Origin of the sequence: Erwinia amylovora (assembly GCF_017161565.1) — a bacterium.
GTDB lineage: Bacteria > Pseudomonadota > Gammaproteobacteria > Enterobacterales > Enterobacteriaceae > Erwinia > Erwinia amylovora.
Genome location: NZ_CP066796.1, coordinates 1,763,843 through 1,788,581, shown reverse-complemented (window position 1 = coordinate 1,788,581; position 24,739 = coordinate 1,763,843). Strand labels below are relative to the sequence as shown.

The 24,739-nt window shown below is 53.7% G+C and carries 24 protein-coding genes and 2 pseudogenes; 17 read left to right on the top strand and 9 right to left on the bottom strand.

Annotation, left to right across the window (positions count from 1 at the left end; all coding sequences use genetic code 11):
• The first annotated feature begins 156 nt into the window (after positions 1 to 156).
• The 8 genes and pseudogenes from JGC47_RS08360 to nth all read left to right on the top strand — a co-directional run bounded on the left by JGC47_RS08360 (position 157) and on the right by nth (position 7,145).
• Positions 157 to 597, top strand: coding sequence for a DUF2569 domain-containing protein (locus JGC47_RS08360; protein WP_004157476.1), 441 nt, complete (start codon positions 157 to 159; stop codon positions 595 to 597).
• Between the two features lie 127 nt (positions 598 to 724).
• Complete coding sequence (rsxA, locus tag JGC47_RS08355) at positions 725 to 1,306, top strand: electron transport complex subunit RsxA (RefSeq protein ID WP_012441509.1); 582 nt, start codon at positions 725 to 727, stop codon at positions 1,304 to 1,306.
• Positions 1,306 to 1,881 carry an electron transport complex subunit RsxB gene (gene rsxB, locus JGC47_RS08350; protein ID WP_004157473.1) on the top strand — a complete coding sequence of 192 codons (576 nt, stop codon included), beginning with the start codon at positions 1,306 to 1,308 and terminating at the stop codon, positions 1,879 to 1,881. Before rsxA ends, rsxB begins: the two co-directional genes overlap by 1 nt.
• Positions 1,874 to 4,126 carry an electron transport complex subunit RsxC gene (rsxC, locus tag JGC47_RS08345; protein WP_004157471.1) on the top strand — a complete coding sequence of 751 codons (2,253 nt, stop codon included), beginning with the start codon at positions 1,874 to 1,876 and terminating at the stop codon, positions 4,124 to 4,126. Before rsxB ends, rsxC begins: the two co-directional genes overlap by 8 nt.
• Complete coding sequence (rsxD, locus tag JGC47_RS08340) at positions 4,127 to 5,188, top strand: electron transport complex subunit RsxD (protein WP_004157469.1); 1,062 nt, start codon at positions 4,127 to 4,129, stop codon at positions 5,186 to 5,188.
• Positions 5,188 to 5,819 (top strand): annotated as a pseudogene (gene rsxG, locus JGC47_RS08335) (electron transport complex subunit RsxG). Before rsxD ends, rsxG begins: the two are co-directional and overlap by 1 nt.
• Positions 5,812 to 6,513, top strand: a complete 702-nt coding sequence (locus tag JGC47_RS08330) for an electron transport complex subunit E (RefSeq protein ID WP_004157464.1) — start codon at positions 5,812 to 5,814, stop codon at positions 6,511 to 6,513. The pseudogene rsxG and the gene JGC47_RS08330 overlap by 8 nt, the downstream one beginning before the upstream one ends.
• Positions 6,510 to 7,145, top strand: a complete 636-nt coding sequence (gene nth / locus JGC47_RS08325; protein ID WP_004157463.1) for an endonuclease III — start codon at positions 6,510 to 6,512, stop codon at positions 7,143 to 7,145. Before JGC47_RS08330 ends, nth begins: the two co-directional genes overlap by 4 nt.
• A gap of 90 nt (positions 7,146 to 7,235) precedes the next feature.
• Here nth and betA read toward each other — a convergent pair whose 3' ends face one another.
• From betA to betI, 3 genes are read right to left on the bottom strand one after another with little or no spacing between them, the layout of a single operon-like run.
• Positions 7,236 to 8,876, bottom strand: coding sequence for a choline dehydrogenase (gene betA / locus JGC47_RS08320; protein ID WP_004157459.1), 1,641 nt, complete (start codon positions 8,874 to 8,876; stop codon positions 7,236 to 7,238).
• 45 nt (positions 8,877 to 8,921) lie between these two features.
• Positions 8,922 to 10,379 carry a betaine-aldehyde dehydrogenase gene (gene betB, locus JGC47_RS08315; protein WP_004157458.1) on the bottom strand — a complete coding sequence of 486 codons (1,458 nt, stop codon included), beginning with the start codon at positions 10,377 to 10,379 and terminating at the stop codon, positions 8,922 to 8,924.
• Between the two features lie 16 nt (positions 10,380 to 10,395).
• Entirely contained in the window at positions 10,396 to 10,995 is a 600-nt protein-coding gene (gene betI, locus JGC47_RS08310) for a transcriptional regulator BetI (RefSeq protein WP_004157457.1), read from the bottom strand.
• A gap of 549 nt (positions 10,996 to 11,544) precedes the next feature.
• Here betI and dtpA point away from each other — a divergent pair.
• Positions 11,545 to 13,023: a dipeptide/tripeptide permease DtpA gene (dtpA, locus tag JGC47_RS08305; protein WP_004157456.1), complete on the top strand. Its 1,479-nt coding sequence runs from the start codon at positions 11,545 to 11,547 to the stop codon at positions 13,021 to 13,023.
• A 285-nt stretch (positions 13,024 to 13,308) separates the two neighbouring features.
• Entirely contained in the window at positions 13,309 to 13,914 is a 606-nt protein-coding gene (gene gstA / locus JGC47_RS08300) for a glutathione transferase GstA (RefSeq protein WP_004157452.1), read from the top strand.
• Between the two features lie 46 nt (positions 13,915 to 13,960).
• Here gstA and pdxY read toward each other — a convergent pair.
• From pdxY to anmK, 4 genes and pseudogenes are all read right to left on the bottom strand, one after another.
• Positions 13,961 to 14,822: pseudogene (pdxY, locus tag JGC47_RS08295) on the bottom strand (pyridoxal kinase PdxY).
• A gap of 72 nt (positions 14,823 to 14,894) precedes the next feature.
• The gene (gene tyrS, locus JGC47_RS08290; protein WP_004157449.1) at positions 14,895 to 16,172 is read right to left on the bottom strand and encodes a tyrosine--tRNA ligase; all 1,278 of its coding nucleotides are present in this window, start codon (positions 16,170 to 16,172) and stop codon (positions 14,895 to 14,897) included.
• Between the two features lie 127 nt (positions 16,173 to 16,299).
• On the bottom strand, positions 16,300 to 16,956 hold the full coding sequence (pdxH, locus tag JGC47_RS08285) for a pyridoxamine 5'-phosphate oxidase (RefSeq protein WP_004157448.1): 657 nt from the start codon (positions 16,954 to 16,956) through the stop codon (positions 16,300 to 16,302).
• Positions 16,957 to 17,110: 154 nt separating this feature from the next.
• Positions 17,111 to 18,229: an anhydro-N-acetylmuramic acid kinase gene (gene anmK / locus JGC47_RS08280; RefSeq protein WP_004157446.1), complete on the bottom strand. Its 1,119-nt coding sequence runs from the start codon at positions 18,227 to 18,229 to the stop codon at positions 17,111 to 17,113.
• Between the two features lie 280 nt (positions 18,230 to 18,509).
• Here anmK and JGC47_RS08275 point away from each other — a divergent pair, with 280 nt between their 5' ends.
• Positions 18,510 to 18,977, top strand: a complete 468-nt coding sequence (locus JGC47_RS08275) for an outer membrane lipoprotein (RefSeq protein WP_004157443.1) — start codon at positions 18,510 to 18,512, stop codon at positions 18,975 to 18,977.
• 37 nt (positions 18,978 to 19,014) lie between these two features.
• Here the strand turns inward: JGC47_RS08275 and slyA are convergent, their stop codons facing one another.
• Positions 19,015 to 19,452, bottom strand: a complete 438-nt coding sequence (gene slyA / locus JGC47_RS08270; RefSeq protein WP_013036026.1) for a transcriptional regulator SlyA — start codon at positions 19,450 to 19,452, stop codon at positions 19,015 to 19,017.
• A gap of 360 nt (positions 19,453 to 19,812) precedes the next feature.
• On the opposite strand from slyA, the gene JGC47_RS08265 reads away from it, so the two are divergent.
• On the top strand, positions 19,813 to 20,280 hold the full coding sequence (locus JGC47_RS08265; RefSeq protein ID WP_004157441.1) for a hypothetical protein: 468 nt from the start codon (positions 19,813 to 19,815) through the stop codon (positions 20,278 to 20,280).
• 506 nt (positions 20,281 to 20,786) lie between these two features.
• Here JGC47_RS08265 and JGC47_RS08260 read toward each other — a convergent pair.
• Positions 20,787 to 21,023, bottom strand: coding sequence for a DUF1289 domain-containing protein (locus JGC47_RS08260; RefSeq protein ID WP_004164258.1), 237 nt, complete (start codon positions 21,021 to 21,023; stop codon positions 20,787 to 20,789).
• A gap of 809 nt (positions 21,024 to 21,832) precedes the next feature.
• On the opposite strand from JGC47_RS08260, the gene JGC47_RS08255 reads away from it, so the two are divergent.
• From JGC47_RS08255 to eptA, 5 genes are read left to right on the top strand one after another with little or no spacing between them, the layout of a single operon-like run.
• Positions 21,833 to 22,042, top strand: a complete 210-nt coding sequence (locus tag JGC47_RS08255; protein WP_013036024.1) for a hypothetical protein — start codon at positions 21,833 to 21,835, stop codon at positions 22,040 to 22,042.
• A 13-nt stretch (positions 22,043 to 22,055) separates the two neighbouring features.
• A complete protein-coding gene (locus JGC47_RS08250; RefSeq protein ID WP_013036024.1) occupies positions 22,056 to 22,265 on the top strand; it encodes a hypothetical protein in 210 nt (69 codons plus the stop codon).
• Positions 22,266 to 22,278: 13 nt separating this feature from the next.
• Positions 22,279 to 22,488: a hypothetical protein gene (locus JGC47_RS08245; RefSeq protein ID WP_024015243.1), complete on the top strand. Its 210-nt coding sequence runs from the start codon at positions 22,279 to 22,281 to the stop codon at positions 22,486 to 22,488.
• Positions 22,489 to 22,501: 13 nt separating this feature from the next.
• A complete protein-coding gene (locus JGC47_RS08240) occupies positions 22,502 to 22,909 on the top strand; it encodes an NAD(P)-dependent oxidoreductase (protein WP_024015242.1) in 408 nt (135 codons plus the stop codon).
• Positions 22,906 to 24,546 (top strand): phosphoethanolamine transferase EptA, encoded by a 1,641-nt coding sequence (gene eptA / locus JGC47_RS08235; protein WP_004157434.1) that lies wholly within the window; start codon positions 22,906 to 22,908, stop codon positions 24,544 to 24,546. The genes JGC47_RS08240 and eptA overlap by 4 nt, the downstream gene beginning before the upstream one ends.
• Positions 24,547 to 24,739 lie beyond the last annotated feature (193 nt).

Below are 24,739 nucleotides of genomic sequence, written 5' to 3'. Positions count from 1 at the left end.
TGTGGCCACTTGAGGTCGCCGTTCTGCCGGTGCTAATCCTGCTAATGATCTGCACAGCGATATTACGTATAATCGTACTTATCCGGTATGTTGCCACTGTGCAACCTGCTTTTTGTTAGTCGCTGGCCGATCGGGCTGGCTGGATAAGGAACAGACGTGGCTGTAGATCATCAAACCCGCCTTGGCGGTTGGTTGCTGGTGCCGCTGGCCTGGTTGATACTGACGCTGCTGACCAGCGCGCTGGTGATGGCGATGTACCTTAGCGCCCTGTTCGACCCGGCCATGCGCAGCGCGTTGTTTAGCCATCCTCAGGCAGCTTTTTTACAGTGGTCCGCTTCGCTGCTGACCTCGCTGCTGGTTTGGGGCTACAGCGTCTGGGTAACATGGATGTTCTGCAAACGTTCCCGACGTTTGCCGCGTCATTACATTATCTGGCTGCTGTTGAGCGTGATACTGGCGTTAAAAACCTTCGTTTTCTCTCCGGTAAGCGATGGCGCAGCAATACGTAACCTGCTGTGTGCCCTGCTGGCAGCCAGCGTGCTGGTACCCTATTTCCGCCGTTCCCGGCGGGTAAAAGCGACGTTTATCGAACAGTAATGTTCAAAAAAGCATCAAAAATTTAATCCTGAGTGCGTTACCCTACCGCGCATTGCGTGCGGCGGTTGTGGTCGGTTCAGCAATGTCCGATAATAACGCGCTTTTATCTCTATTTTCAGGCGCAACAATGACCGAATACCTGCTACTTTTTATTGGCACAGTGCTGGTGAATAACTTTGTGTTAGTCAAGTTTCTCGGCCTTTGTCCCTTTATGGGCGTTTCCAAAAAACTGGAGACGGCGATTGGCATGGGGCTGGCCACCACATTCGTTATTACCCTGGCCTCAATCTGTGCCTGGCTGGTTAATCACCTGATCCTGCTGCCGCTGGATCTGGTTTACCTGCGTACCATGGCCTATATTCTGGTGATTGCCGTTGTCGTGCAGTTCACCGAGATGGTGGTGCGTAAAACCAGCCCCGATCTTTACCGGCTGTTGGGTATATTTCTGCCGCTTATCACCACCAACTGCGCCGTGCTTGGCGTACCGCTGTTAAGCGTTAATCTGAACCACACCTTTATGCAGGCCGCCATCTACGGCTTCAGCGCCTCAATTGGCTTCTCGCTGGTGATGGTGCTGTTCGCCGGTGTTCGTGAACGTCTGGTACTGGCCGACGTGCCGGCCCCGTTTAAAGGCTCGTCGATTGCGCTGGTGACCGCTGGCCTGATGGCGCTGGCGTTTATGGGCTTTGCCGGGCTGGTCAAATTCTGATGAGTGCTATCTGGATTGCGATTGCGGTATTAAGCGCACTGAGTCTGTTTTTTGGCGGTCTGCTTGGCTACGCTTCGCGCCGTTTCGCGGTGGAAGAAGACCCTATCGTTGAACAGATCGATGCCATTTTGCCGCAAAGCCAGTGCGGGCAGTGCGGCTATCCTGGCTGCCGCCCCTATGCGGATGCCGTGGGCAATCACGGTGAGATGATCAACAAGTGCGCGCCCGGCGGCGAACAGACGATGCTTAAGCTGGCGGCAATGCTTAACGTTGAACCGCAGCCGCTGGGCGATGAAGAAACTCGCCAGCCGGAGCGTAAAGTCGCCTGGATCGATGAAGCCAACTGCATCGGCTGCACCAAATGTATTCAGGCCTGCCCGGTAGATGCCATCGTTGGCGCAACGCGCGCCATGCACACGGTGCTAAGTGATATCTGTACCGGCTGCGATCTGTGCGTCGCCCCCTGCCCGACCGACTGTATTGAAATGCGTCCGGTCGCCACCACCACTGCCAACTGGAAGTGGGATTTGCAAACTATCCCGGTCCGGGTCATTACTGTAGAACGTCATGCTTAACCTGCTTAGTTTATTCAAAAAAGAACGGCTATGGGACTTCGAAGGCGGGATCCATCCCCCGGAGATGAAAACCCAGTCTAACGGTACGCCGCTGCGTCAGTTACCCCTGCCAGCACAGTTTGTTTTGCCGTTGAAGCAGCACATCGGTCATGAAGGTGAAATTGGCGTGCGTCCCGGCGATAAGGTGCTGCGCGGCCAGCCGCTCACCTTTGGCAATGGCCGCATGTTGCCCATTCATGCCCCGACTTCCGGCAGCGTAAGCAAAATTGCGCCGCACATGACGGCCCACCCCTCCGCGCTGGCAGAAATGTGCCTGTTTATCACCCCGGACGGCGAAGACCGCTGGTGCGAGAAACAGCCATTGAGCGACTACCGCAGTCTGGAACGCAGTGAACTGGTGACGCGCATCCATCAGGCCGGCGTGGCGGGTCTTGGCGGAGCAGGCTTCCCGACCGCAACCAAGCTGAAGGGCGGGCTGCGTGGGGTCAATACGTTGATTATCAACGCCGCCGAATGCGAACCCTATATCACCGCTGATGACCGGCTGATGCAGGACTGTGCTGCAGAGGTACTGGAAGGCAGCCGCATCATGGCGTGGATTTTACAGGCCGATCGGGTACTGATCGGCATTGAAGATAACAAACCTCAGGCCATCACCGCGCTGAGGAAAGCACTGGGGGACGCTACCGACCTGCACATTCGCGTTATCCCGACCAAATATCCGTCCGGCGGCGCCAGGCAGCTGACTAAAATCCTTACCGGCAAGGAAGTCCCTCAGGGTGGCCGTTCTGGCGATATCGGCGTGCTGATGCAGAATGTCGGCACCGCTTTCGCCGTGAAACGGGCGATTATTGACGGCGAACCGCTGACCGAACGCGTCGTGACGCTGACCGGTAAGTCTGTGTCTCAACCCGGTAACGTCTGGGCACGGCTGGGGACTCCGGTTAGCCATTTGCTGCAACACGCCGGGTTTACCCCCGCCGCCGAACAAATGGTGGTGATGGGTGGCCCGCTGATGGGCTTTACGCTGCCGACGCTGGATGTCCCGGTGGTCAAAATCACTAACTGCATTCTGGCGCCTGCTGTCAGTGAGATGGGGCAAAATGCAGCGGAAAAGAACTGTATTCGCTGCAGCGCCTGTGCCGACGCCTGCCCGGCCGCCCTGCTACCGCAGCAGCTTTACTGGTTCAGCCGCGGCGGCGACCATGATAAGGCGCGAGCGCACAATATCGCCGACTGTATTGAGTGTGGTGCCTGTGCTTATGTCTGCCCCAGTAATATTCCGCTGGTACAATATTACCGCCAGGAGAAGGCAGAAATTCAGGCCATCGATCTGGAAGCCGAGCGTGCTGCGCTGGCAAAAAACCGCTTTGAAGCGCGCCAGCAGCGGCTGGAACGTGAGAAAGCTGCGCGGAGTGCGAAACATCAGCAGGCAAAACGTAGCGTAGCCAGCAGCGATAACGGGTCGATAACTGCCGCCCGTGCGCGCGTGGCAGCGCAGCAGGCAGAGGGCGCTCCCGCGGATAGCAGCGCAGAAAATGCGCTTGACGCGACAACCCAGGCGCAGCAACAGGCGCACCACGCTGAAGCCCGCGCTCGCCAGGCTGAATGGCAGACGAGCAGCGAACCGGTTACCCGCCAAACAGGCGATCCGCGTAAGGCCGCCGTCGAAGCCGCCATTGCCCGTGCCAAGGCAAAGAAAGCGGCACAGGCCGCCCCTGCTGCTGCCGATAAAGCCGCACCGGTGCAGCAGCCCGCAGCGGAACAGGATCCGCGCAAGGCCGCCGTTGCCGCCGCCGTTGCCCGTGCCAAAGCAAAGAAAGCGGCACAGGCCGCCCCTGCTGCTGCCGATAAAGCCGCACCGGTGCAGCAGCCCGCAGCGGAACAGGATCCGCGCAAGGCCGCCGTCGAAGCCGCTATTGCCCGCGCCAAGGCAAAGAAAGCGGCACAGGACGCCCCTGCTGCTGCCGATAAAGCCGCACCGGTGCAGCAGCCCGCAGCGGAACAGGATCCGCGTAAGGCCGCCGTCGAAGCCGCCGTTGCCCGTGCCAAAGCGAAGAAAGCGGCACAGTCCGCCCCTGCTGCTGCCGATAAAGCGGCACAGCGCCAGACGACTGAAACACAACAGCTGAATCAAGTTGAAGCGCCAGCCGCTTCAGATGATGCACGCCAGGCAGCGGTGGCAGACGCCATTGCGCGCGTGAAAGCGCGTAAAACCCAGCAGCCTTCGATGCAAGAGGATTAAATGGCTTTTCGTATTGCAAGTTCCCCCTATACTCATAATCACCGTAGCACCAGCCGCATTATGCTGCTGGTACTGATCGCCGCAATCCCCGGCGTTGCCGCGCAATGGTACTACTTTGGCTGGGGTAATCTCATTCAGATATTGCTGGCTTCGGTGGCTGCCATCGTTGCAGAAGCGGCAATCCTGCACCTGCGTAAACAGCCGCTGGCTGAAACGCTGAAAGACAACTCCGCGCTGCTTACCGCCCTGCTGCTGGGCGTCAGTATTCCCTCGCTGGCTCCCTGGTGGATGGTGACCATCGGGACGGTGTTCGCGATTATCGTCTCCAAGCAGCTGTATGGCGGGCTCGGGCAGAACCCGTTTAACCCGGCGATGGTCGGATACGTGATGTTGGTGATCTCTTTTCCGGTACAGATGACCAGCTGGCTACCACCCGCCGGTTTGCAGGGTATCACGCCCGGTTTTGCCGACACGCTAAGCATGATTTTCCATCTCCATACGCTTGACGGCCATAGCATGCAGCAGCTACAGGTGGGCATTGACGGCATCAGCCAGGCCACGCCGCTGGATAACTTCAAGACCGGACTTCGTGCCGGTCACAGCGCTGAGCAGCTGCTGGCGCAGCCTCTTTACAGCGGCGTGGTGGCCGGACTGGGCTGGCAGTGGGTGAATGTCGGCTTCCTGCTGGGCGGCGTTTTCCTGCTGTTAACGCGCTCCATCCGCTGGCATATTCCGCTGAGTTTTATCGCTTCACTGACAGTCTGTGCCACGCTGGGCTGGCTGTTTTCCCCACAAAGTCTGGTTCCACCGATGATCCATCTGTTTTCAGGGGCCACCATGCTGGGCGCATTCTTTATCGCCACCGACCCGGTTACCGCCTCTACCACTAACAGAGGCCGACTGGTTTATGGCGTCTTGGTTGGCCTGCTAACGTGGTTAATCCGCAGTTATGGCGGTTATCCCGATGGGCTGGCTTTCGCGGTGCTGCTGGCCAATATTTGCGTGCCTTTGATTGATTACTATACGCAGCCACGCGTATACGGACACCGTAAGGGGAAGTGATGCTGGATGCTATTCGCAAAAACGGCGTAACGCTGGCAGTATTCGCCGCGATCACCACCGGCCTGACGGCGGTGATCAACGCGGTAACCAAACCCACGATTGAGCATCAGACCGCGCGACAACAAAAAATTCTGTTGGATCAGGTTGTGCCGCCTGAACTGTATAATAATCGCATTCAGGAAGAGTGCTACTCGGTCACTGACCCGGCGCTGGGCAACAGCAATCCGCATCATCTTTATCTGGCGCGTAAGGATGATAAACCGGTTGCCGTGGCGCTGGAAACCACGGCGCCCGACGGTTATTCCGGCAACATACAGATGATTGTTGGTGCCAGCTTTAACGGTATCATCTACGGGACGCGTGTGGTCGAGCATCATGAAACCCCCGGGCTGGGTGATAAAATTGAGCTGCGTATTTCCGACTGGATCAACAGCTTCAACGGTAAGCAGTTGAGCGGGCCCGGCGACAGCCATTTTGCAGTGAAAAAAGACGGGGGAGATTTTGATCAGTTTACCGGTGCGACCATTACTCCCGAGCGGTGGTGAATGCGGTTAAACGCACAACGCTGTATATTGAAACCTTACCAGGGCAGCTCTCTTCGCTGCCAACCTGTGGAGATGCCAATGAGTGAAGCGAAAACCCTGCTGGTCGGTGGGCTGTGGAAGAATAACTCCGCGCTGGTTCAGCTGCTGGGCCTGTGCCCGCTGCTGGCCGTGACCTCAACCGCTACTAATGCCCTTGGCCTCGGCCTGGCGACTACGCTGGTACTCACCTGCACCAACAGCGCCATCTCGCTGTCGCGCCGCTGGGTACCTGCTGAAATTCGTATTCCGATTTACGTGATGATTATCGCGGCAGTGGTGAGCTGCGTGGAGATGCTGATTAACGCCTACGCTTACGGGCTTTATCAGTCGCTGGGCATTTTTATCCCGCTGATCGTCACCAACTGCATCGTGGTCGGCCGGGCTGAAGCGGTCGCTTCAAAAAGCAGCGTGCCGCTGTCGGCGCTGGACGGCATGGCCATCGGCCTGGGCGCTACCAGCGTGATGGTGGTATTAGGTTCAATACGTGAGATTATCGGCAACGGTACCATTTTCAACGGTGCCGATCAGCTGCTGGGGCCATGGGCGAAAGTGATGCGCATCCAGGTGGTACAATTTGACTCGCCGATGCTGCTGGCGATGTTGCCGCCGGGCGCGTTTATTGGTCTGGGGATGCTGCTGGCGGTGAAATATCTGATCGACAACAAGATGAAACAACGTGCTGCTGTCAAGGCTGGATCACAGGCGCAGACGCTGCCGGCGGGGAAAACAGGCGTACTGTGAACAGGGAAAAGCGTTACAACATTCTGCAGCGGCTGCGCGATAACAATCCGCATCCCACCACAGAACTCAATTTTAACTCCCCTTTCGAACTGCTGATCGCGGTGCTGCTCTCTGCGCAAGCCACTGACGTCAGCGTCAATAAGGCCACCGCCAGATTATACCCGGTCGCTAATACCCCGGCCGCCATTCTGGCGCTGGGCGTTGACGGGGTGAAAGAGTACATCAAAACAATTGGCCTGTTTAACAGTAAGGCTGAAAATGTGATTAAAACCTGTCGCATACTGCTGGAACAGCACGATGGTGAGGTGCCGCAGAGCCGGGAAGCGCTGGAAGCCTTACCGGGCGTAGGGCGTAAAACCGCCAACGTGGTGCTGAACACCGCATTTGGCTGGCCAACCATCGCCGTTGACACCCATATTTTCCGCGTCTGTAACCGGACCCGCTTTGCACCGGGTAAGAACGTAGAGGAGGTGGAAGAGCGGCTGCTGAAGTTTGTGCCCGGGGAGTTTAAGGTCGATTGCCATCACTGGTTTATCCTGCATGGCCGCTATACCTGCGTGGCGCGTAAGCCGCGTTGCGGCTCCTGCCTGATTGAAGATCTGTGCGAATTCAAAGAGAAGGTTGAGATCTGACTGAAACATGCCGGGGGGCAATCGCCTCCCCCCCGACAGGAACCCGGTTAAAGCGCGTCGTGCGACAGCTGGCTGACGCCGGGGAACCGATTAGAGTTTGTAATATTCAGCCGTCGATAGCGGCAGCGGTGCCTTGCCACGGATAGCATCGGAAATTTTCTCGGCAATCATCACCGTCGGCGCATTCAGGTTACCGGTGGTGATCTGTGGCATGATCGAGGCATCAACCACGCGCAGCCGCTGCATACCATGTACCCGCCCTTCTGCATCAACGACCGCCATTTCGTCGTTACCCATTGCGCAGCTGCCGCAAGGATGATAGGCGGTCTCTGCATGTTCGCGGATAAAGGCATCGATCTCTTCATCGCTCTGCACATGGCTGCCCGGCTGTAACTCTTCTCCGCAGTATTCCGCCAGCGCTGGCTGGCGCATAATTTCACGCGTCAGGCGCACCGCATTACGGAATTCTACCCAGTCGCGCTCCTCTGACATGTAGTTGAAGAAGATCGACGGCGCAGCATAAGGATGTTTCGAAGTCAGCTTAATGCGTCCACGGCTCATTGAGCGCATTGGACCCACGTGCGCCTGGAAGCCATGCTGTTTCACCGGGCTGGTGCCGTTGTAGTTAATGGCTACCGGCAGGAAGTGATACTGCAAGTCTGGCCAGTCCGGCTGGTCATCGCTGCGGATAAAGCCACCTGCTTCAAACTGGTTGCTGGCGCCGATGCCGGTGCCTTTCAGCATCCATTCAGCTCCGATTGCAGGCTGGTTCCACCACTGCAACGCCGGATAGAGACTGACCGGCTTTTTACAGCCGTATTGCATATAGACTTCAAGGTGATCCTGTAAATTGCGCCCCACCCCCGGTAACCCGTGCACCACGTCAATATCCAGCTCGCGTAGCCACTCCTCCGGCCCGACGCCCGAACGTTGCAGGATCTGTGGCGAATTGATCGCACCTGCGCACAGCAGCACTTCCCGCGCGGCTTCAGCCTGTTCCTGTTTGCCGTTACGCAGCCAGGTCACGCCGGTGGCGGTTTTACCGTCAAACAGAATGCGGTCAGTCTGCGCATGGGTAATAACGGTCAGATTAGGGCGTTGTTTAGCAACATCAAGGTAACCGCGCGCGGTGCTGGAGCGACGGCCCTGAGCGGTAACCGTACGGTCCATGGGGCCAAATCCATCCTGGCGGTAGCCGTTCAGATCATCGGTTTCATGATGCCCGGCCTGCTTCGCGGCATCGATGAAAGCGCGGTAAAGGGGATTATTGCCTGGTTTCGGTGTGGTGACGCTGAGATAGCCTTCGCCGCCGTGCCAGTCATTTTCACCAATATCACGCTTTTCGGCACGTCTGAAATAGGGCAAGCAGTTAAGATAAGACCAGTTTTCCAGCCCCGGCTTGCTTGCCCAGTTATCGTAGTCCATGGCGTTACCACGGATATAGCACATACCATTGATCAACGAAGAACCGCCCAGCCCTTTACCACGGCCACATTCCATGCGGCGGTTATCCATATGCGGCTCGGGGTCGGTTTCAAATGCCCAGTTGTAGCGTTTACCTTGCAGAGGATAGGCCAAAGCGGCTGGCATTTGGGTACGGAAGTCCCAGCGGTGGTCTTTGCCGCCTGCTTCCAGTAACAGTACCGATACGTCAGCATCCTCAGTCAGACGGGTCGCCAGTACATTGCCTGCTGAGCCTGCACCGATAATGATATAGTCAAATTTCTGCATGTAACCTCCCGGAAAATACCGCGGCGCAGTCGCCGCGGCAAGCAATCAGAATGCGGATGGGAACTCACCCATCTCAATCAGAACGGATTTAGTACGCGTATAATGATGCAGCGTTTCCAGACCATTTTCCCGGCCCAGTCCCGACTGTTTGTAGCCGCCAACCGGCATCGGTGCGGGGGATTCACCCCAGGTGTTTACCCAGCAAATTCCCGCTTCCAGCTGATGGATAACGCGATGAGCGCGGTTCAGCGAAGTGGTAAACACCCCGGCAGCCAGCCCGTACTCGGTATCGTTGGCGCGCCTGATGACCTCTTCTTCGTCATCGAATACCAGAATGCTCATCACCGGACCAAATATCTCTTCCTGCACGATGCGCATATCATCATGACAGTCAGTAAATACCGTTGGCTCCACGTAACAGCCTTTTGCCAGCGCACCGCGGGTAATTCGCGAACCACCGGCCAGCAGGCGCGCGCCCTCTTTTTGACCCAGTTCTAAGTAAGACACCACTTTCTTACAGTGCCCTTCGCTCACCAACGGGCCAAAATTGACTGACGGGTCAGTCGGGTCACCGCAGTTGATATTGGCCATTTTCTCCTGCAGGCGCTGCTCAAATGCCGGCAGCAGAGAGCGTTGCACAAATACCCGCGTCCCGTTGGTACACACCTGGCCGCTGCTAAAGAAGTTTGCCGCCATCGCACCATCGACCGCCCGCTCAAGATCGGCATCGTCAAACACCACCAGCGGCGACTTGCCGCCCAGCTCCATGGTCACCGACTTGAGGTTAGCCAGCGCCGCATCGGCGGTTACGCGCTTACCGGTATTGACTTCGCCGGTAAAGGAAACTTTGGCGATGGCGGGATGCTGGCTCAACCCCTGACCAACGCTTCCTGCACCCTGCACCACGTTAAACACCCCATCCGGAAGACCCGCTTCGCTGAAGATTTTTGCCAGTTCCAGCGCGCTAAGCGGGGTGACCTCGCTTGGCTTGAAAATCATCGCGTTACCGGTAGCCAGCGCCGGTGCGCTCTTCCACAGGGCGATTTGGATCGGGTAATTCCAGGCCCCAATTCCTGCACAGACTCCCAAAGGTTCGCGGCGGGTATAAACCAGCGCACTGTCGCGCAGAGGAATGGACTCACCTTCAACGGCAACGGCCAGTCCCGCGTAGTATTCGAGCACATCGGCGCCGGTGACAATATCCACCACCGAGGTTTCAGCGATTGGCTTGCCGGTATCGGCAGTTTCCAGTTCAGCCAACTGCTGATTACGCTCACGCAGCAGCGCCACGGCTTTCAGCAACACGCGGCTACGCTCTACCGGCGTGTAGCTGCGCCAGATGCGCTGACCGGCGTGCGATGAAGCGACGGCGGCATCGATATCCTGCTGGCTGGCGGCAGTGATTTCTGCCAGCACTTCGCCGTTGGCTGGATTGATAGTGGTGAATATCTCTCCATTTCCGGATACTTCGCGCCCGTTAATATATAGACCACGACGTTGCATAATACCTTTCCTCCTGTCAGGGGGTGACTACGCTGTTTAGCCACAGCGCAAGATTTTGATAACAAAGCATGCGGGCCTGCTTCAGCCCCTGCTCCATGGGTAACGGTGCCAGCGTCAAACGCAGCCACAGCCCATCAATTATCGCCGCCAGGCTTGACGCGGCGGCTCGCGCCTGGCCAGCGGGCATAACCCGACGAAATTGCGCCGTCAGATTCGAATACAGCCGGCGGTCGTTTATTCGTTGCAGGCGATTCAGATTAGGCTGATACAGGCTTTCTGCCCAGAAAACCAGCCAGGTTTTCAACACCGGTGTGGCAATCTGGCTGATATCAAAATTCCCATCAATGATAGCTTTAACCTGAGCTTCAGCATCGTTATCTGCTTTCAGGCGCTGGTGCCGTAAGGCGACATAGAGGTCAGACAGGATCTGCAACATACAGGCTTCGAGCAGTCTGTTTTTGTCACCAAAGTAGTGACTGACAATGCCGGTTGATACCCCGGCCTCTTTTGCAATCAGCGCCAGACTGGCATTAGCCAGTCCAACCCGGTCTATGACCGTCAGCGTAGCGGTAATAAGCTGCGCCTGACGGATTGCCTTCATTCCTATCTTTGGCATCAGTTAATCGGTTTTGTCTATTGAATGGTTATGATTATAGTTTTTTTATATTGAACGTTCAATCAATAAAAATATGCGACGGAAATGTTGATTCGAAACGCGAATTATTTGTCGGAGTCGGATCTGTCTAGCGTTACAAGTGTCAGACCGCCCCATAAATGTGCGCACCATCGTTATAGCGTGATATACCACCAGAAAGATGCAATTATTTAAAATAATATTCGTTATATTTCTGTTTTGTTAGTGTTATGCGCCTAAATTATGCAATAAAAGCGGTTTTTATACAAAAAATGCTGAACCCCGCCTGAAATAGCAGATAAACATACTCAAAGCCTGATTTCTGGAACAAAAATTCATTTTATCGCCTTAATCCTTCCAACTGACTTTATTCGGCATAATTGGCAGAATTCAAAAAAGGCTTGCCTCATTGGGTGCGATCGGCGAGATTATTGGCGTTTTTTCACTATTATTATTAAAAAACGCGCGCACCGCTGGTGTTACGCCGACTTAATTCCTGACGAAAAACAGGATCTGAATTCAGAGGTACAAGTGTCAACTGCAAACAAACAACCTGAGGCTGCCAGCCTCAACGCTTTCAAGCAACCGCGATCGTTTTATCTGATTTTTTCCATCGAATTGTGGGAACGTTTCGGCTACTACGGTCTGCAAGGCATTATGGCGGTTTACCTGGTGAAAATGCTGGGTATGTCCGAATCACAGTCCATCACGCTGTTCGCCTCATTCAGTGCGCTTGTCTATGGCCTGATCGCCGTGGGTGGCTGGCTGGGTGACAAAGTGCTGGGCACCAAACGCGTGATAGTATTGGGTACGCTGGTGCTGGCGCTGGGCTATGCGCTGGTGGCGTGGTCCGGTCACGATATCGCCATGATCTACATCGGCATGGCGACTATTGCCGTGGGTAATGGCCTGTTTAAAGCTAACCCATCTTCGCTGCTTTCAACCTGCTACGAAAAAGACGATCCCCGTCTCGATGGCGCGTTCACCATGTATTACATGGCGATCAATATCGGGTCATTTTTCTCCATGCTGGCCACCCCGTGGCTGGCGGCTAAGTTCGGCTGGAGCACTGCCTTTGGCCTGTCCTTTGTTGGCATGCTGATTACCCTTGTGAACTTTGTCTTTTTCCGTAAATGGGTTAAGGATCATGGTTCCAAACCTGATTTCGCTCCGCTCAATCTGTCAAAGCTGCTGGTAACCCTGATGGGTATAGCGGTGATGATCGCGGTGGCAACCTGGCTTCTTCATAACCAGGATATTGCACGCATGGTATTGGGTGCCGTTGCTGTCGCTATCGTGGTGATTTTCACCAAAGAGGCCCTGACGTTGAAGGGCGCAGCGCGCCGTAAGATGATTGTTGCATTCCTGCTGATGCTGGAAGCCATCGTTTTCTTCGTGCTGTATATGCAGATGCCGACTTCACTGAACTTCTTCGCGATTCGTAACGTGGAGCACAGTTTGCTGGGCATTGCTTTCCAGCCTGAGCAGTTCCAGGCACTGAACCCCTTCTGGATTATGCTTTTCAGCCCGTTACTGGCAGCCCTGTATAATAAATTGGGTGACCGGATGCCCATGCCCCACAAATTCGCGCTGGGGATGATACTTTGCTCTGCCGCGTTTCTTGTTCTGCCGCTGGGCGCTTCACTGGCTAGCCAGGCAGGTATTGTTTCTGTCGGCTGGCTGGTGCTTAGCTACGCGTTACAAAGCGTGGGGGAACTGATGATATCCGGTCTGGGCCTGGCAATGGTGGCACAGCTGGTGCCGCAACGTCTTATGGGCTTCATTATGGGCTCGTGGTTCCTGACGACTGCCGGTGCAGCTATGGTGGCAGGGAAAGTTGCCAACCTGATGGCGGTACCAGAAAATATTACTAATCCGCTGCTGTCGCTGCATGTTTACGGCGATATATTCTTCAAGATCGGTATCACTACCGGCGTTATTGCCGTATTGATGGTACTGGCTGCGCCGCTGCTAAACCGCATGACGCAGGATGAACAGCCTGGCGCATAACCCCTTACCGCCATGTGGCCGGGGTATTTATCCCCGGCTTCATCCCAATCCTTCCATACTGTCTGCTTCATCAGGCTCCTGACCATAAGCGTTACTGACTTCCGATAACGGGATCCTGCACGGCAGCTCCCGACCAACTTCCTCTGCACGCCTGAGCCATTGTGCTTTGATCAAATCCATCGTTCCTGCCCCCCTAACCTGAACTATTGATCCAGACCACAGACATTTGCTGTTTGCCGCAGTAAGCTTTATTGACGCTCGCCCCCAGCCCCGAAGGAGAACGCAATGAAGCTGTTCTGTAAACCCGGTGCCTGTTCGCTGTCACCTCACATCGTGCTGCGCGAAACCGGCCTCGATTTCACTCTGGTTAACGTTGATACCCGAACAAAGCTAACCGAACTGGGAGAAGACTATCTGCTCATTAACCCCAAAGGACAGGTGCCGGCACTGCAGCTGAACGACGGGGCGATACTCACCGAGGGAATGGTCATTGTCCAGTACCTTGCCGATTTGAAAGCGGACCGCCAGTTACTGGCCCCCCCGGGTAGCCTGACTCGTTACCACACGCTTGAATGGTTAAGCTTTACTGCCACCGAACTGCATAAAGGCTTTGGCCCGCTGTTTCACTCTGATACGCCAGAAGAATATAAGACGAGGGTACGCCAGCAGCTGGAACAAAAATTCCGCCATGTGAATGAAGCGCTGGCAGATAAGCAGTGGTTGATGGGGTTACGCTTTACCGTTGCCGACGCTTATCTGTTTACGGTTACACGCTGGGCGCACGCGCTGAAAATAAATCTCAACGGGCTTGACGCTTTAAATGACTGGTTTGAGCGCGTGGCGGCCCGCCCTGCCGTGATGGCCGCCCTGAAGGCAGAAAAGCTCAGCTGACGCTGACCGATGGGGGGCGGTAAACACTGCCGCCCGGGCCGGATGATTACAGTTTTATCGCGGCAAATCTCTGCTGTGGTTGAGCAATGACCTGCTGTGCCGCGACAAGCTGCAGTTCATACTCACCCATTTCATGGGTTTTGAGCATCACTTCATACACCGCCGCCGTGACATGCTCCAGCGCCTGTTGCAGGGATAAACCGTGCAGCAGATCGACCAGCAGCAGCCCGCTGGTCAGGTCACCGACGCCTACCGGCTGGCGCACGCCAAAATCGATCAGCGGCCGGGTGATATGCCATGCCTCGTCTGCGGTCACCAACAGCATCTCAAAGCGGCCGCTGCGGTAGCCGGCACGCGCCAGGTGTTTGACCAACACTATCTTTGGCCCTTTAGCAATCAGCGCTCGCGACGCAGCTACCGCCTGCTGAACATTTGCTATCTGGTGTGCACTGAGCATTTCCAGCTCCAGCAGGTTTGGCGCGATAATGTCGCTGGCCGGCAGCGATGCATTGGCATGAAACTCGGCGACGCCCGGCGCACACGATGCAGCCCTTTTCAGGATGACCCATCACCGGGTCACAGAAATACCAGGCGTTCGGGTTGGCTGCTTTGACCATTCGTACGATCTCAAGTATGGCTTCTCCCTGTTCAGCAGAACCGAGATATCCACTTAACACTGCATCACAGGTTTTCAGACGATCGATTTCGCCTATACCACGGGCAACATCGGTCAGGTGCGTGGCGGGCATCACTGAGCCGGTCCAGTGACCATATTGCGTATGGTTAGAAAACTGCACGGTATTTAATGGCCATACGTTTGCACCAAGACGGCGCATTGGAAATTCTGCAGCGCCGTTGCCTGCGTGGCCAAACACCGTATGGGACTGAATGGAAAGTATATTTTTCATATGACAAACCTGATCTTTGTGCCAATAAAAAAAGCCGGCAGAACCGGCTTAAAATGGGTTAATGCACAGGGCTTATTGCTTCCAGCTGATCAAGCTGTAGTTCTTTTTGCCCCGGCGCAGCAGAGTAAATTGCCCGAACAGACGATCATTTTCAGCGAAAGCATACTCGGCATCGGTTTGCAGGCTGCCGTTGATACTGATTGATTTCGCCTCTATCAGTTTACGAGCCTGGCCACGGGAAGGTGCCAGTTCAGCATTGACCAGGGCCTGTTGCAGATCCTGTCCGGCTTCCAGCTCAACCCCCGGCATGCCATCCTGCGCCAGTTGCGCCAAATCCTGGGCGGTCAACTCTGTCACACTGCCTGCAAACAGGCTCTGGGTAATGCGCCGTGCCGCAGTAAGGCCCTCTTCTCCGTGCACCAGCCTGGTGACCAGCTCGGCCAGCACAATCTGAGCTCGCGGCGCTTTACCGCTGTTTTTGTCTTCCTGTTCAAGCGCGTTGATGTCTTCCATGCTCATGAAGGTGAAGAATTTCAGGAAACGATACACGTCCGCATCGGCGGTGTTGATCCAGAACTGGTAAAACTTATACGGACTGGTTTTCTTCGCATCCAGCCAGACTGCTCCACCTTCAGTTTTACCGAATTTAGTGCCGTCAGATTTGGTGATCAGAGGTACGGTCAGGCCAAACACCTGATTCTGGTGCAGACGACGAGTTAAATCGATGCCGGAGGTGATGTTGCCCCACTGGTCTGAACCACCAATTTGCAGCGCCACGCCGTGACGCTCGTTGAGACAGGCAAAATCATAACCCTGCAGCAGGTTATAAGAGAACTCGGTAAAAGAGATACCCTGGTCATCACGATTCAGGCGCTGTTTGACCGCTTCCTTATTAATCATCTGGTTGACAGAGAAATGTTTACCGATGTCACGCAGAAAGGTCAGCACGTTCATGCTGCCAAACCAGTCATAGTTATTCGCCGCCATGGCGCTGTTATCGCCACAGTTGAAATCAAGGAACGGAGCCACCTGCTGGCGGATTTTCTCAACCCAATCGCTAACCGTGTCGCTGGTGTTCAGCTTACGTTCTGCCGCTTTAAAACTGGGGTCGCCAATCAATCCCGTAGCGCCCCCCACTAATGCTACAGGCTTGTGGCCTGCATCCTGAAAACGCTTCAGGCAGAGCAACGGCACCAGATGCCCCAAGTGCAAGCTGTCAGCAGTTGGATCGAAACCACAATAGAGAGCGATGGGTCCCTGCGCCAGTCGTTCTGCTAACGCGTTTTCATCCGTTACCTGGGCCACAAGGCCCCGCTCTTGCAATTGTTTGATCAGGTTACTGCTGGCCATCTAAGACTCCATGTAAAAAGTCTGCACCTAAGTTGGTACAAGCTTTGCGCTGAAGCGCGGAAAAATAAGGATATAGAATAAGGCGCTGAACCGCTCTGATCCAGCGCTTACGGCATTATTTCGTATTTCACGGTGCAAGGCGGTCAATTTTCCACGCATCGCCTTCGCGCTGGTAGAAGAAACGGTCGTGCAGACGGTGGGCACCACCCTGCCAGAACTCAATTGCATCAATTTTGATGCGGTAGCCCCCCCAGAAACTGGGCAGTGGTATCTCGCCTTGCTGGAATTTTTGCTTCAGTTCAAGGAACTTACCTTCCAGCACACCGCGTGCAGAAATGCGGCTCGACTGCTTTGATACCCAGGCACCAAGCTGGCTGTCACGCGGCCGACTGTGGAAATACTGCAATACTTCTGACCCTGGCAGACGTTCAGCGCTTCCCAGCACCATCACCTGGCGTTCCAGCATATACCACGGAAACAGCAGGCTGATCCGCGGGTTTTTCTCCAGCTGCTGCGCTTTACGGCTGCCGAGGTTAGTGTAAAACACCATACCACGCGCATCGAAATGCTTGAGTAAAACCATACGCTGATATGGCTGCCCATGCTCGTCAACTGTCGCCACACACATTGCTGTTGGATCCGCCAGCTGGGCCGCCACGGCCTGATCCAGCCAGTGTTCAAACAGGCTTAACGGGTTATCGGGAAGATCCTTGCGGCGCAGTCCGCCACGGGTATATTCACGCCGCAGATGGGCGATTTGTTGCAGGTGATCGCTATCGGTCATGGCTCAGGCTCTGATTTCAGGGAGATTGGCTTTATTGTGCGCCGCACCCTGAAATTTTTCAACGGGTTAACCAGTCAGCGATGTTGCCGGCAACAGATGTTGTTCCACGCAGCGCGTTAAGTCGGCCTCACTGGGGTTAATATCGCCGATAGCATCAGCGCAACGGCCGATTTGCAGGGAATATCGCCCCGAGGACGCTGGCTTCTCGTGCACCGGTAACTGAAGGTAAATTCCCTGGCAGTCCGCTAAGTGTGCGCCAGGCTAGCCAGGCAAACGCCAGCGCTTCCATATCATCGCCGCTGATCCCGGCTTTATCCGTACTTATTACCTCCGTTCCGCAGAGGTGATCGGCAAGACGTGCCATCAGTAACCGATTGTTTGCGCCACCACCACACACCAGTAAACGGTCGCAGCCTCCACTTAGTAAAACCTGCTGCGCAATAGTGGTTGCTGTCAGTTCGGTTAACGTCGCCTGTATATCCTGCGGCAGTAAAGCGGGGTAAGATGACAATTGATTCTCAAGCCAGCCCAGATTGAAGTATTCACGCCCGGTGCTTTTCGGGGCGTGAAGGGCGAAGTACGGGTCACCCAGCATTTGTTGCAGCAATGGCCAGACGATATTGCCCGCCGCTGCCCAGTCACCGTCTTTATCATAAGCTTTTCCCTGCTGCCGCCAAATCCACGCATCCAACAGCATATTACCCGGCCCGGTATCATATCCTCGCAGCTCCTGCCCTGGAATAAGCAACGAAAGGTTTGCAATGCCGCCTATGTTCAGTACCATTCGGCGCTCGGTCGGGTGCATTAACACCGCGTGATGGAAAGCCGGGACCAGCGGAGCGCCCTGCCCACCTAACGCCATATCGCGCCGCCGGAAATCCCCCACTACAGTGATGCCTGTCACCGCCGCTAACTGATTGTTATCGCCTATCTGCAGAGAGTTGGGCGCCTCGCCCTGAGGCTCATGCCATACCGTCTGACCGTGGCAACCGATTGCCTTTATCTCTTCTCCAGACAGCTTCTGCTGTTTAAGGAGTGCCAGCACCGCTTCAGCAAACAGCTTGCCTAGCCGGGTGTCAAGCTGCCCCAGCTGCGATAACGTCAGTGATTGCCCTTGGCAAATAGCCAGGATCTGCTGACGTAAAGCCTGAGGGATGGGATGATGGTAGCTGGCCTGTTGCGCTACCATGTTTTCATCAATCACCGCCATCACCACATCAATCCCGTCGAGACTGGTTCCTGACATAACACCGATATATCTTCCTGATTTCATCCTTTTTTTACCCTTTCCCCGTAATCCGGGTCTGTGATTCATTGCGTCAGCCTGGCAAATTTATCTGATGATTTCTATCGCCTGATAGTTTTTAATTTTATTCTTAGTTACAAAGGATATCGTATCGTGATTGAATCCACGTTCAGGTAATACGGGTTAGTTTATTGCTGGATCCGCGACATACTTAATGTGAGAAACATCGCGATTATTGTCTTATAATAGAGCGATTACACGCTGCCCGCCCAATGCTCGCAGCACCTGCATAAATAGGAGTTTTAAGATGATGATGCGTTTATTAATCGTGGCGCTTACCGGGGTTACGTTGGCTGGTTGTGTAAATGATAATTCACTTTCAGGTGATGTTTACTCCGCTTCTGAAGCAAAACAGATTCAGAACGTAACTTACGGTACTTTGGTTTCCGTGCGTCCCGTACAGATTCAGGGCGATGATAATACGAATGTTATCGGAGCGATTGGCGGCGCAGTACTGGGCGGCTTCCTTGGCAATACTGTCGGCGGCGGCACCGGCCGCAGCCTTGCGACCGCAGCCGGGGCGGTGGCCGGTGGCGTAGCCGGTCAGGGCGTTCAGAGTTCGATGAACAAAAGCCAGGGCGTTGAGCTGGAAATTCGCCGCGATGATGGCACGACTATTGCCGTGGTACAGAAGCAGGCCGCCAGCCGTTATTCAGTGGGCCAGCGCGTAGCAATGGCCTCCAACGGCCGCGAAGTTACCGTCTCGCCGCGCTAGATTTAACCCATAAAAAACCGGCCCCGCTGCCGGTTTTTTATGCATCCCTTCCATGCAGGTCAAGAATATTTTTTTCTAATTTCGCAACCAGCATAACCATCTTATCGATTTCTGCTGGCGAGATGCCGTCCAGGATGTCATCCCGGGTGGCAGAAATAACATGTTCAACCTGAGTGATAATCGGCTCTGCCTGATGGGTCAGGCTGATCCTTTTCGCCCGGCGATCGTTAGAACAGGTACTGCGCGAAATTAGCCCCTTTTCTTCAAGCTGATCAAGAGTACGGACCAGCGATGGCTGTTCAATACCAATTGCCTTTGCCAGCTGGATTTGTGATTGCTCAGGCGGTAATTTATGGATGTTATGCAACGTTATCCAGTGGGTTTGCGTCAACTCCAGCGGCTTAAGTCTCTGGTCAATGAGTGCTCGCCAGATGCGTACTAATCTGGCCATATCTGTTCCCAATGGGGTGTCCAATGTCAACTCCTTATAATTAGCCTGCTTACTATCAAGCCACATTTTTAGCCTATTCTGCGATTTTAAAGAACAAAATACAAATCGTTCATTATCTGCAGGACGCTTGACTCTGCAAGTGCCTTCCGCGCGGCGGCGAGAATGATGCCTGTAGGTAGCAGCATCAGTATTGCCCGCCTCCTCGTCAGGTAATTCTGCCAGACACGAAAAAATGTGAGTGATTTAACGCTAATTGATGTCGCTTTAAACGAGATACATTAAATTGTTGAATAGCGCTCTGAAGCTCAACAACACACTATATTAATTTTCACAATGATGATTTAACGTACAAGCGTGATAAAATTGCTTGGGTCAACTTCATTAATGACATTTCAGGGAGGAAATATGCAGCCAGAAATAAGGTTAACACCCTCATGTGACGATATGACAGCAATCAAATTATCCCAGCTGGAAATGAAAAGGGATATCCATGAGCTGCATAAGGAAGTTAAAGAGGATATTGGCGCTTTACGCCAGGAAGTTAAACAGGACTTTGAGGCTCTGCGTCAGGAAGTCAAACAGGATATTGGTGCTCTGCGTCTGGAGGTCAGGCAAGACATTAGTGCTCTGCGTCTGGAGGTCAGGCAGGACATTGGCGCTCTGCGTCAAGAAGTCAAACAGGACATTGGTGCTCTACATCAGGGCATTAATGACGAGATGAGTCATTTTCGTCAGGACATGTACAGGCTTCAACAGCATGCCCGCACCGACTTCAGGCTGCTGTTTGGCGCATTGATTTCCCTGGCTATTGGTATGACAGGCCTTGTGGCGAAAGCATTCAACTGGATTTGAGCACTATGAGGCATCCAAAAACTGGAGGTGTATAAGAACGTTAAGAATGCTGTGTCACGTTGAAAAAACCAGTTCAACGTCATCACTTTATTGTGGCGACCTTAAGCATTAAACGGCAGTCAGGACATTCCCCAATTCGTGATCTGAATTGACATGGTCCATTTTGTTGCGCATATATCAGCCCCGGAAAAAGTCACTGCAACAGGCTATTTAATTCGCTAATAAACCTTCCGTTTTGCTCCGTTTATTAAGCAGTTTGTGCACCGATTTAATCGCATTTATAGTGTGGATCACCCTATGGATCGTTACCAGATATGGGAAGTAATGCAACCGATTTACCATTTCTGCGCCACAGCTGATACAACAGCGGCTACTGAATACCCCATTTTCTTCCATTTTGTCCAGTGCCGTTACGCCGCTATGCCAGCAGGCGTTAAACCGCTAAGCATAACCCGGCGGTTATTTTAACTGCAGCTCAGGCGAAGGTAGGATTTACCGACGACAGGCTAAAACAATGTTGGTTGTTCCGGTTCATCCGCAGTTACAGTGGCCACACGGTGGTGGCGCAACAGGCGCTGGCGACAAAGACGCAAAATTTCTCTTTTCTGCGTATCACTGAATGTCATCCAGCTAAAGCGTTCTTCGCGGCTGCGCCAACAACCGCGGCAGTAGCCACGCTCATTAACCTGACAAATTTCTTTGCAGGGATTGGGTACCGGGAAAAACTCAAGTTGTTCAGCCACGACTGCTCCTGGGTGTTGCATCTGCTTTAATTGAAGTCGGCTCAGAGAATGTCTGCAAGCTTTAGCCTGTGATTGTTACAAAATAATCACCTGACGAGCGTCAAGCCTGACGGCTTATCTCCGAGAGCACTGCTCCAGCTTTTGGAGTCTACCTAAGTGGCTTAGCCCGCCATTCAGGTAATATGAACAGCCGTTGCCCGCTAAGAAGCGCTTCCTGAATGTCCCAGAACGCTGCAAGGAAATCCCGCACCTGCCACAGTGAATGCACCTGATACATGTACGCTGTTACTTACTATCTGAACCTTTTCCATAGGTAACGTCACTGAACCTCCACGCGGCTGATGAAGGCTAACAGGCTGATGCGATCGCTGTCCATGATCTCAACGATGAGTAATAAGCATTATGGCCAATTTCCGCACCCCGTATAGTACAAGGAAAGCCGGCGCGGGGCAGAACACTACCGGCTACTCCGCCAAAGGATGTGCAATAACGATGTTGCCATCGTATGGCTGTTGAATGAATCGCAATGCGATATTCATTCATATCCAGAACATGACTGCTGGCTATAATGGCTGGTTTGAGTCACGGATGTTGCTGTAACAACGAAGATAAGGCGCTATATAACGCCCCAATGCCAGGTCCTGAGCTGACGCGTCATTCACCGCTTTACAATCCGGACTGGCCGGAGCCTGACCTGTTCAATAAATTTATCCAGCGCAGCAAGCAAATTCTCAACGCTGTCATAAACAGCGGAGTAAAACGCCTGTTGGTAACGAGGTGGAGCGCGCAGCCCTGAAGTAGTACCCTGCATGGATCTGGTTGATAATGCATCCTTCAAGGCCAGTATGGAACCCGGTGCGATAGCAACTCGGGCGATAAGATACCACCTGGCCAATCCGGACTGGCCGGAGCCTGACCTGTTCAATAAATTTATCCAGCGCAGCAAGCAAATTCTCAACGCTGTCATAAACAGCGGAGTAAAACGCCTGTTGGTAACGAGGTGGAGCGCGCAGCCCTGAAGTAGTACCCTGCATGGATCTGGTTGATAATGCATCCTTCAAGGCCAGTATGGAACCCGGTGCGATAGCAACTCGGGCGATAAGATACCACCTGGCCAATCCGGACTGGCCGGAGCCTGACCTGTTCAATAAATTTATCCAGCGCAGCAAGCAAATTCTCAACGCTGTCATAAACAGCGGAGTAAAACGCCTGTTGGTAACGAGGTGGAGCGCGCAGCCCTGAAGTAGTACCCTGCATGGATCTGGTTGATAATGCATCCTTCAAGGCCAGTATGGAACCCGGTGCGATAGCAACTCGGGCGATAAGAAACCACCTGGCCAATCCGGGCTGGCCGGAGCCTGACCTGTTCAATAAATTTATCCAGCGCAGCAAGCAAATTCTCAACGCTGTCATAAACAGCGGAGTAAAACGCCTGTTGGTAACGAGGTGGAGCGCGCAGCCCTGAAGTAGTACCCTGCATGGATCTGGTTGATAATGCATCCTTCAAGGCCAGTATGGAACCCGGTGCGATAGCAACTCGGGCGATAAGATACCACCTGGCGGCCAGTGAACAGAGCATCGACTGGACCTGTCTGTATCCAGCGGCCTTCCCTGAACCGCGGCCCCGCACCGCTAAGTTCAGGCCGGGAAGCACAACTTTACTGATGAGTGGCGATAAACCCGCAGCGTACGGCGTGGCCGACCTCTCAGCGGCTTTATTCGACGAACTTGAACCACCCTGCATGTTCACCAACATTTCACTTTTGGTGGATCATCGTCTGGCCCCAAGCTGGCGGCCCATTTATTGTATTTTGAAAAAATTAAGGTTTCGCCAGGATTTCCTGGTTAATCTGATGGCAAATTTTATTAACACTGGACTGCCATGAAATCCTTTTTAAACAAGCTGTACTTTAACGAAATCACCTTTAATTGTGGCGCGGCGACATTTTTTACCCTGGCGCTGAATTATGGTTTCCTGCTTCGCGCCTGGCAAACTATCCCTTTTCATAATTTGCTCGATTATCTTTACGCCGCATCCATCCCGGTGGTTCTGTTTTGTGCGTTTCTGGCTATCTTCAATTTCCTCGCAGTGCCCTGGCTGCGTAAACCCCTGCTGGCCGTGTTGATTGTCGCCAGCGCCGCCGCTAACTATTTTATGCTCAACTTCGGCACGGTTATCGATACCAACATGATACAGAATGTATTCGAAACCGATTTGCAGGAAGCCAGCGCGCTTTTGAGCTTTCGCTATCTTTTATGGTTGCTGCTGCTGGGTGTACTTCCGGCTGCCATTTTGTGCCTGTGCCGCATCAAAAATAACCGGCCATGGTGGAAGTCAGTTGTCTGGCGGCTACTGACTTCTCTGGTGGCCCTTCTGTTAATTGTTACTGTAGCCGCGTTTTTTTACAAAGATTACGCATCTATGTTTCGCAATAACAAAGGACTGGTCAAAATGGTCACCCCGGTTAACGTGGTAAGCGGTATCGGACGTTATGTTAACAGTCACTGGTTCACCGGAAATCAGGAGCTGATTGCCATCGGACGGGATGCAAAGAAAGTGAAAGTGATTACCGACAGCAAAAAGAAAACGCTGGTGGTCTTCGTGCTCGGCGAGACGGCGCGGGCTGAAAATTTCTCGCTGGGTGGCTATACGCGAGAAACCAATCCGAAATTACAGCGCGATAACGTTATTTATTATCAGCATGCCACATCCTGCGGTACAGAAACGGCCATCTCTGTTCCCTGCATGTTTTCCAATATGTCACGCCAAAACTATGACGCCAGCCTGGCACGTCATCAGGAAGGTGTACTTGATGTGATGGCTCACGCTGGTATCAATGTATTGTGGCGTGAGAATGACGGCGGCTGCAAAGGTGCCTGCGACCGCGTGCCGCATAGCGATATGACCAAATGGCAGGTTAGTGAGTTGTGCAAAAGCGATTTTTGCCTGGATGATGTGCTTTTGCATCGGCTAAATAATTACATCGACGGTATCAAAGACGATTCTGTCATAGTGCTCCATCAAATGGGGAGTCATGGCCCCGCTTATTATTTGCGCTACCCGCCAGAAGCACGCCAGTTCACACCAACCTGTGACAGCAATCAGATCCAGGATTGCGATCGCCAGACGCTGATTAACACCTATGACAATACCATTTTGTATACCGATACAATGCTGGACAACACTATCAATCTGTTAAAAGCATACAATGACAAATTCAACCTGGCGATGATTTACCTTTCTGACCACGGTGAATCACTGGGCGAACGTGGAATGTACCTTCACGGCACTCCTTATCTGTTTGCCCCGTCTCAACAAACACATATTCCTTTCTTACTTTGGATGTCGCCCGACTATGCCACAACATTTGGCATCGATCTGCAGTGTCTGCAACAGCGGGCTAAGGTTGAGGATGTCTCTCAGGACAACATTTTTCATACCCTGTTAGGAATGATGGATGTAGAAACGCAAGAGTATAAACCAGAGCTTGATATGATCCGTTCGTGCCGCAACCACGGCTGAAGGTTGAAACCGACCATACGGTCTAGTACGCTGCGGCGATGAATAAAACGACCCGACTGGACAATCGTGAACACTTGCTAAACACCGGTGAACGGCTGTGCCTGTAGCGAGGTTTTACTACATGGATTTGGTGCTGCTGCTCAGGCAAGCAGCAGTGCATTAAGAGTCGTTTTACCCTTATTTTCCCTCAAGG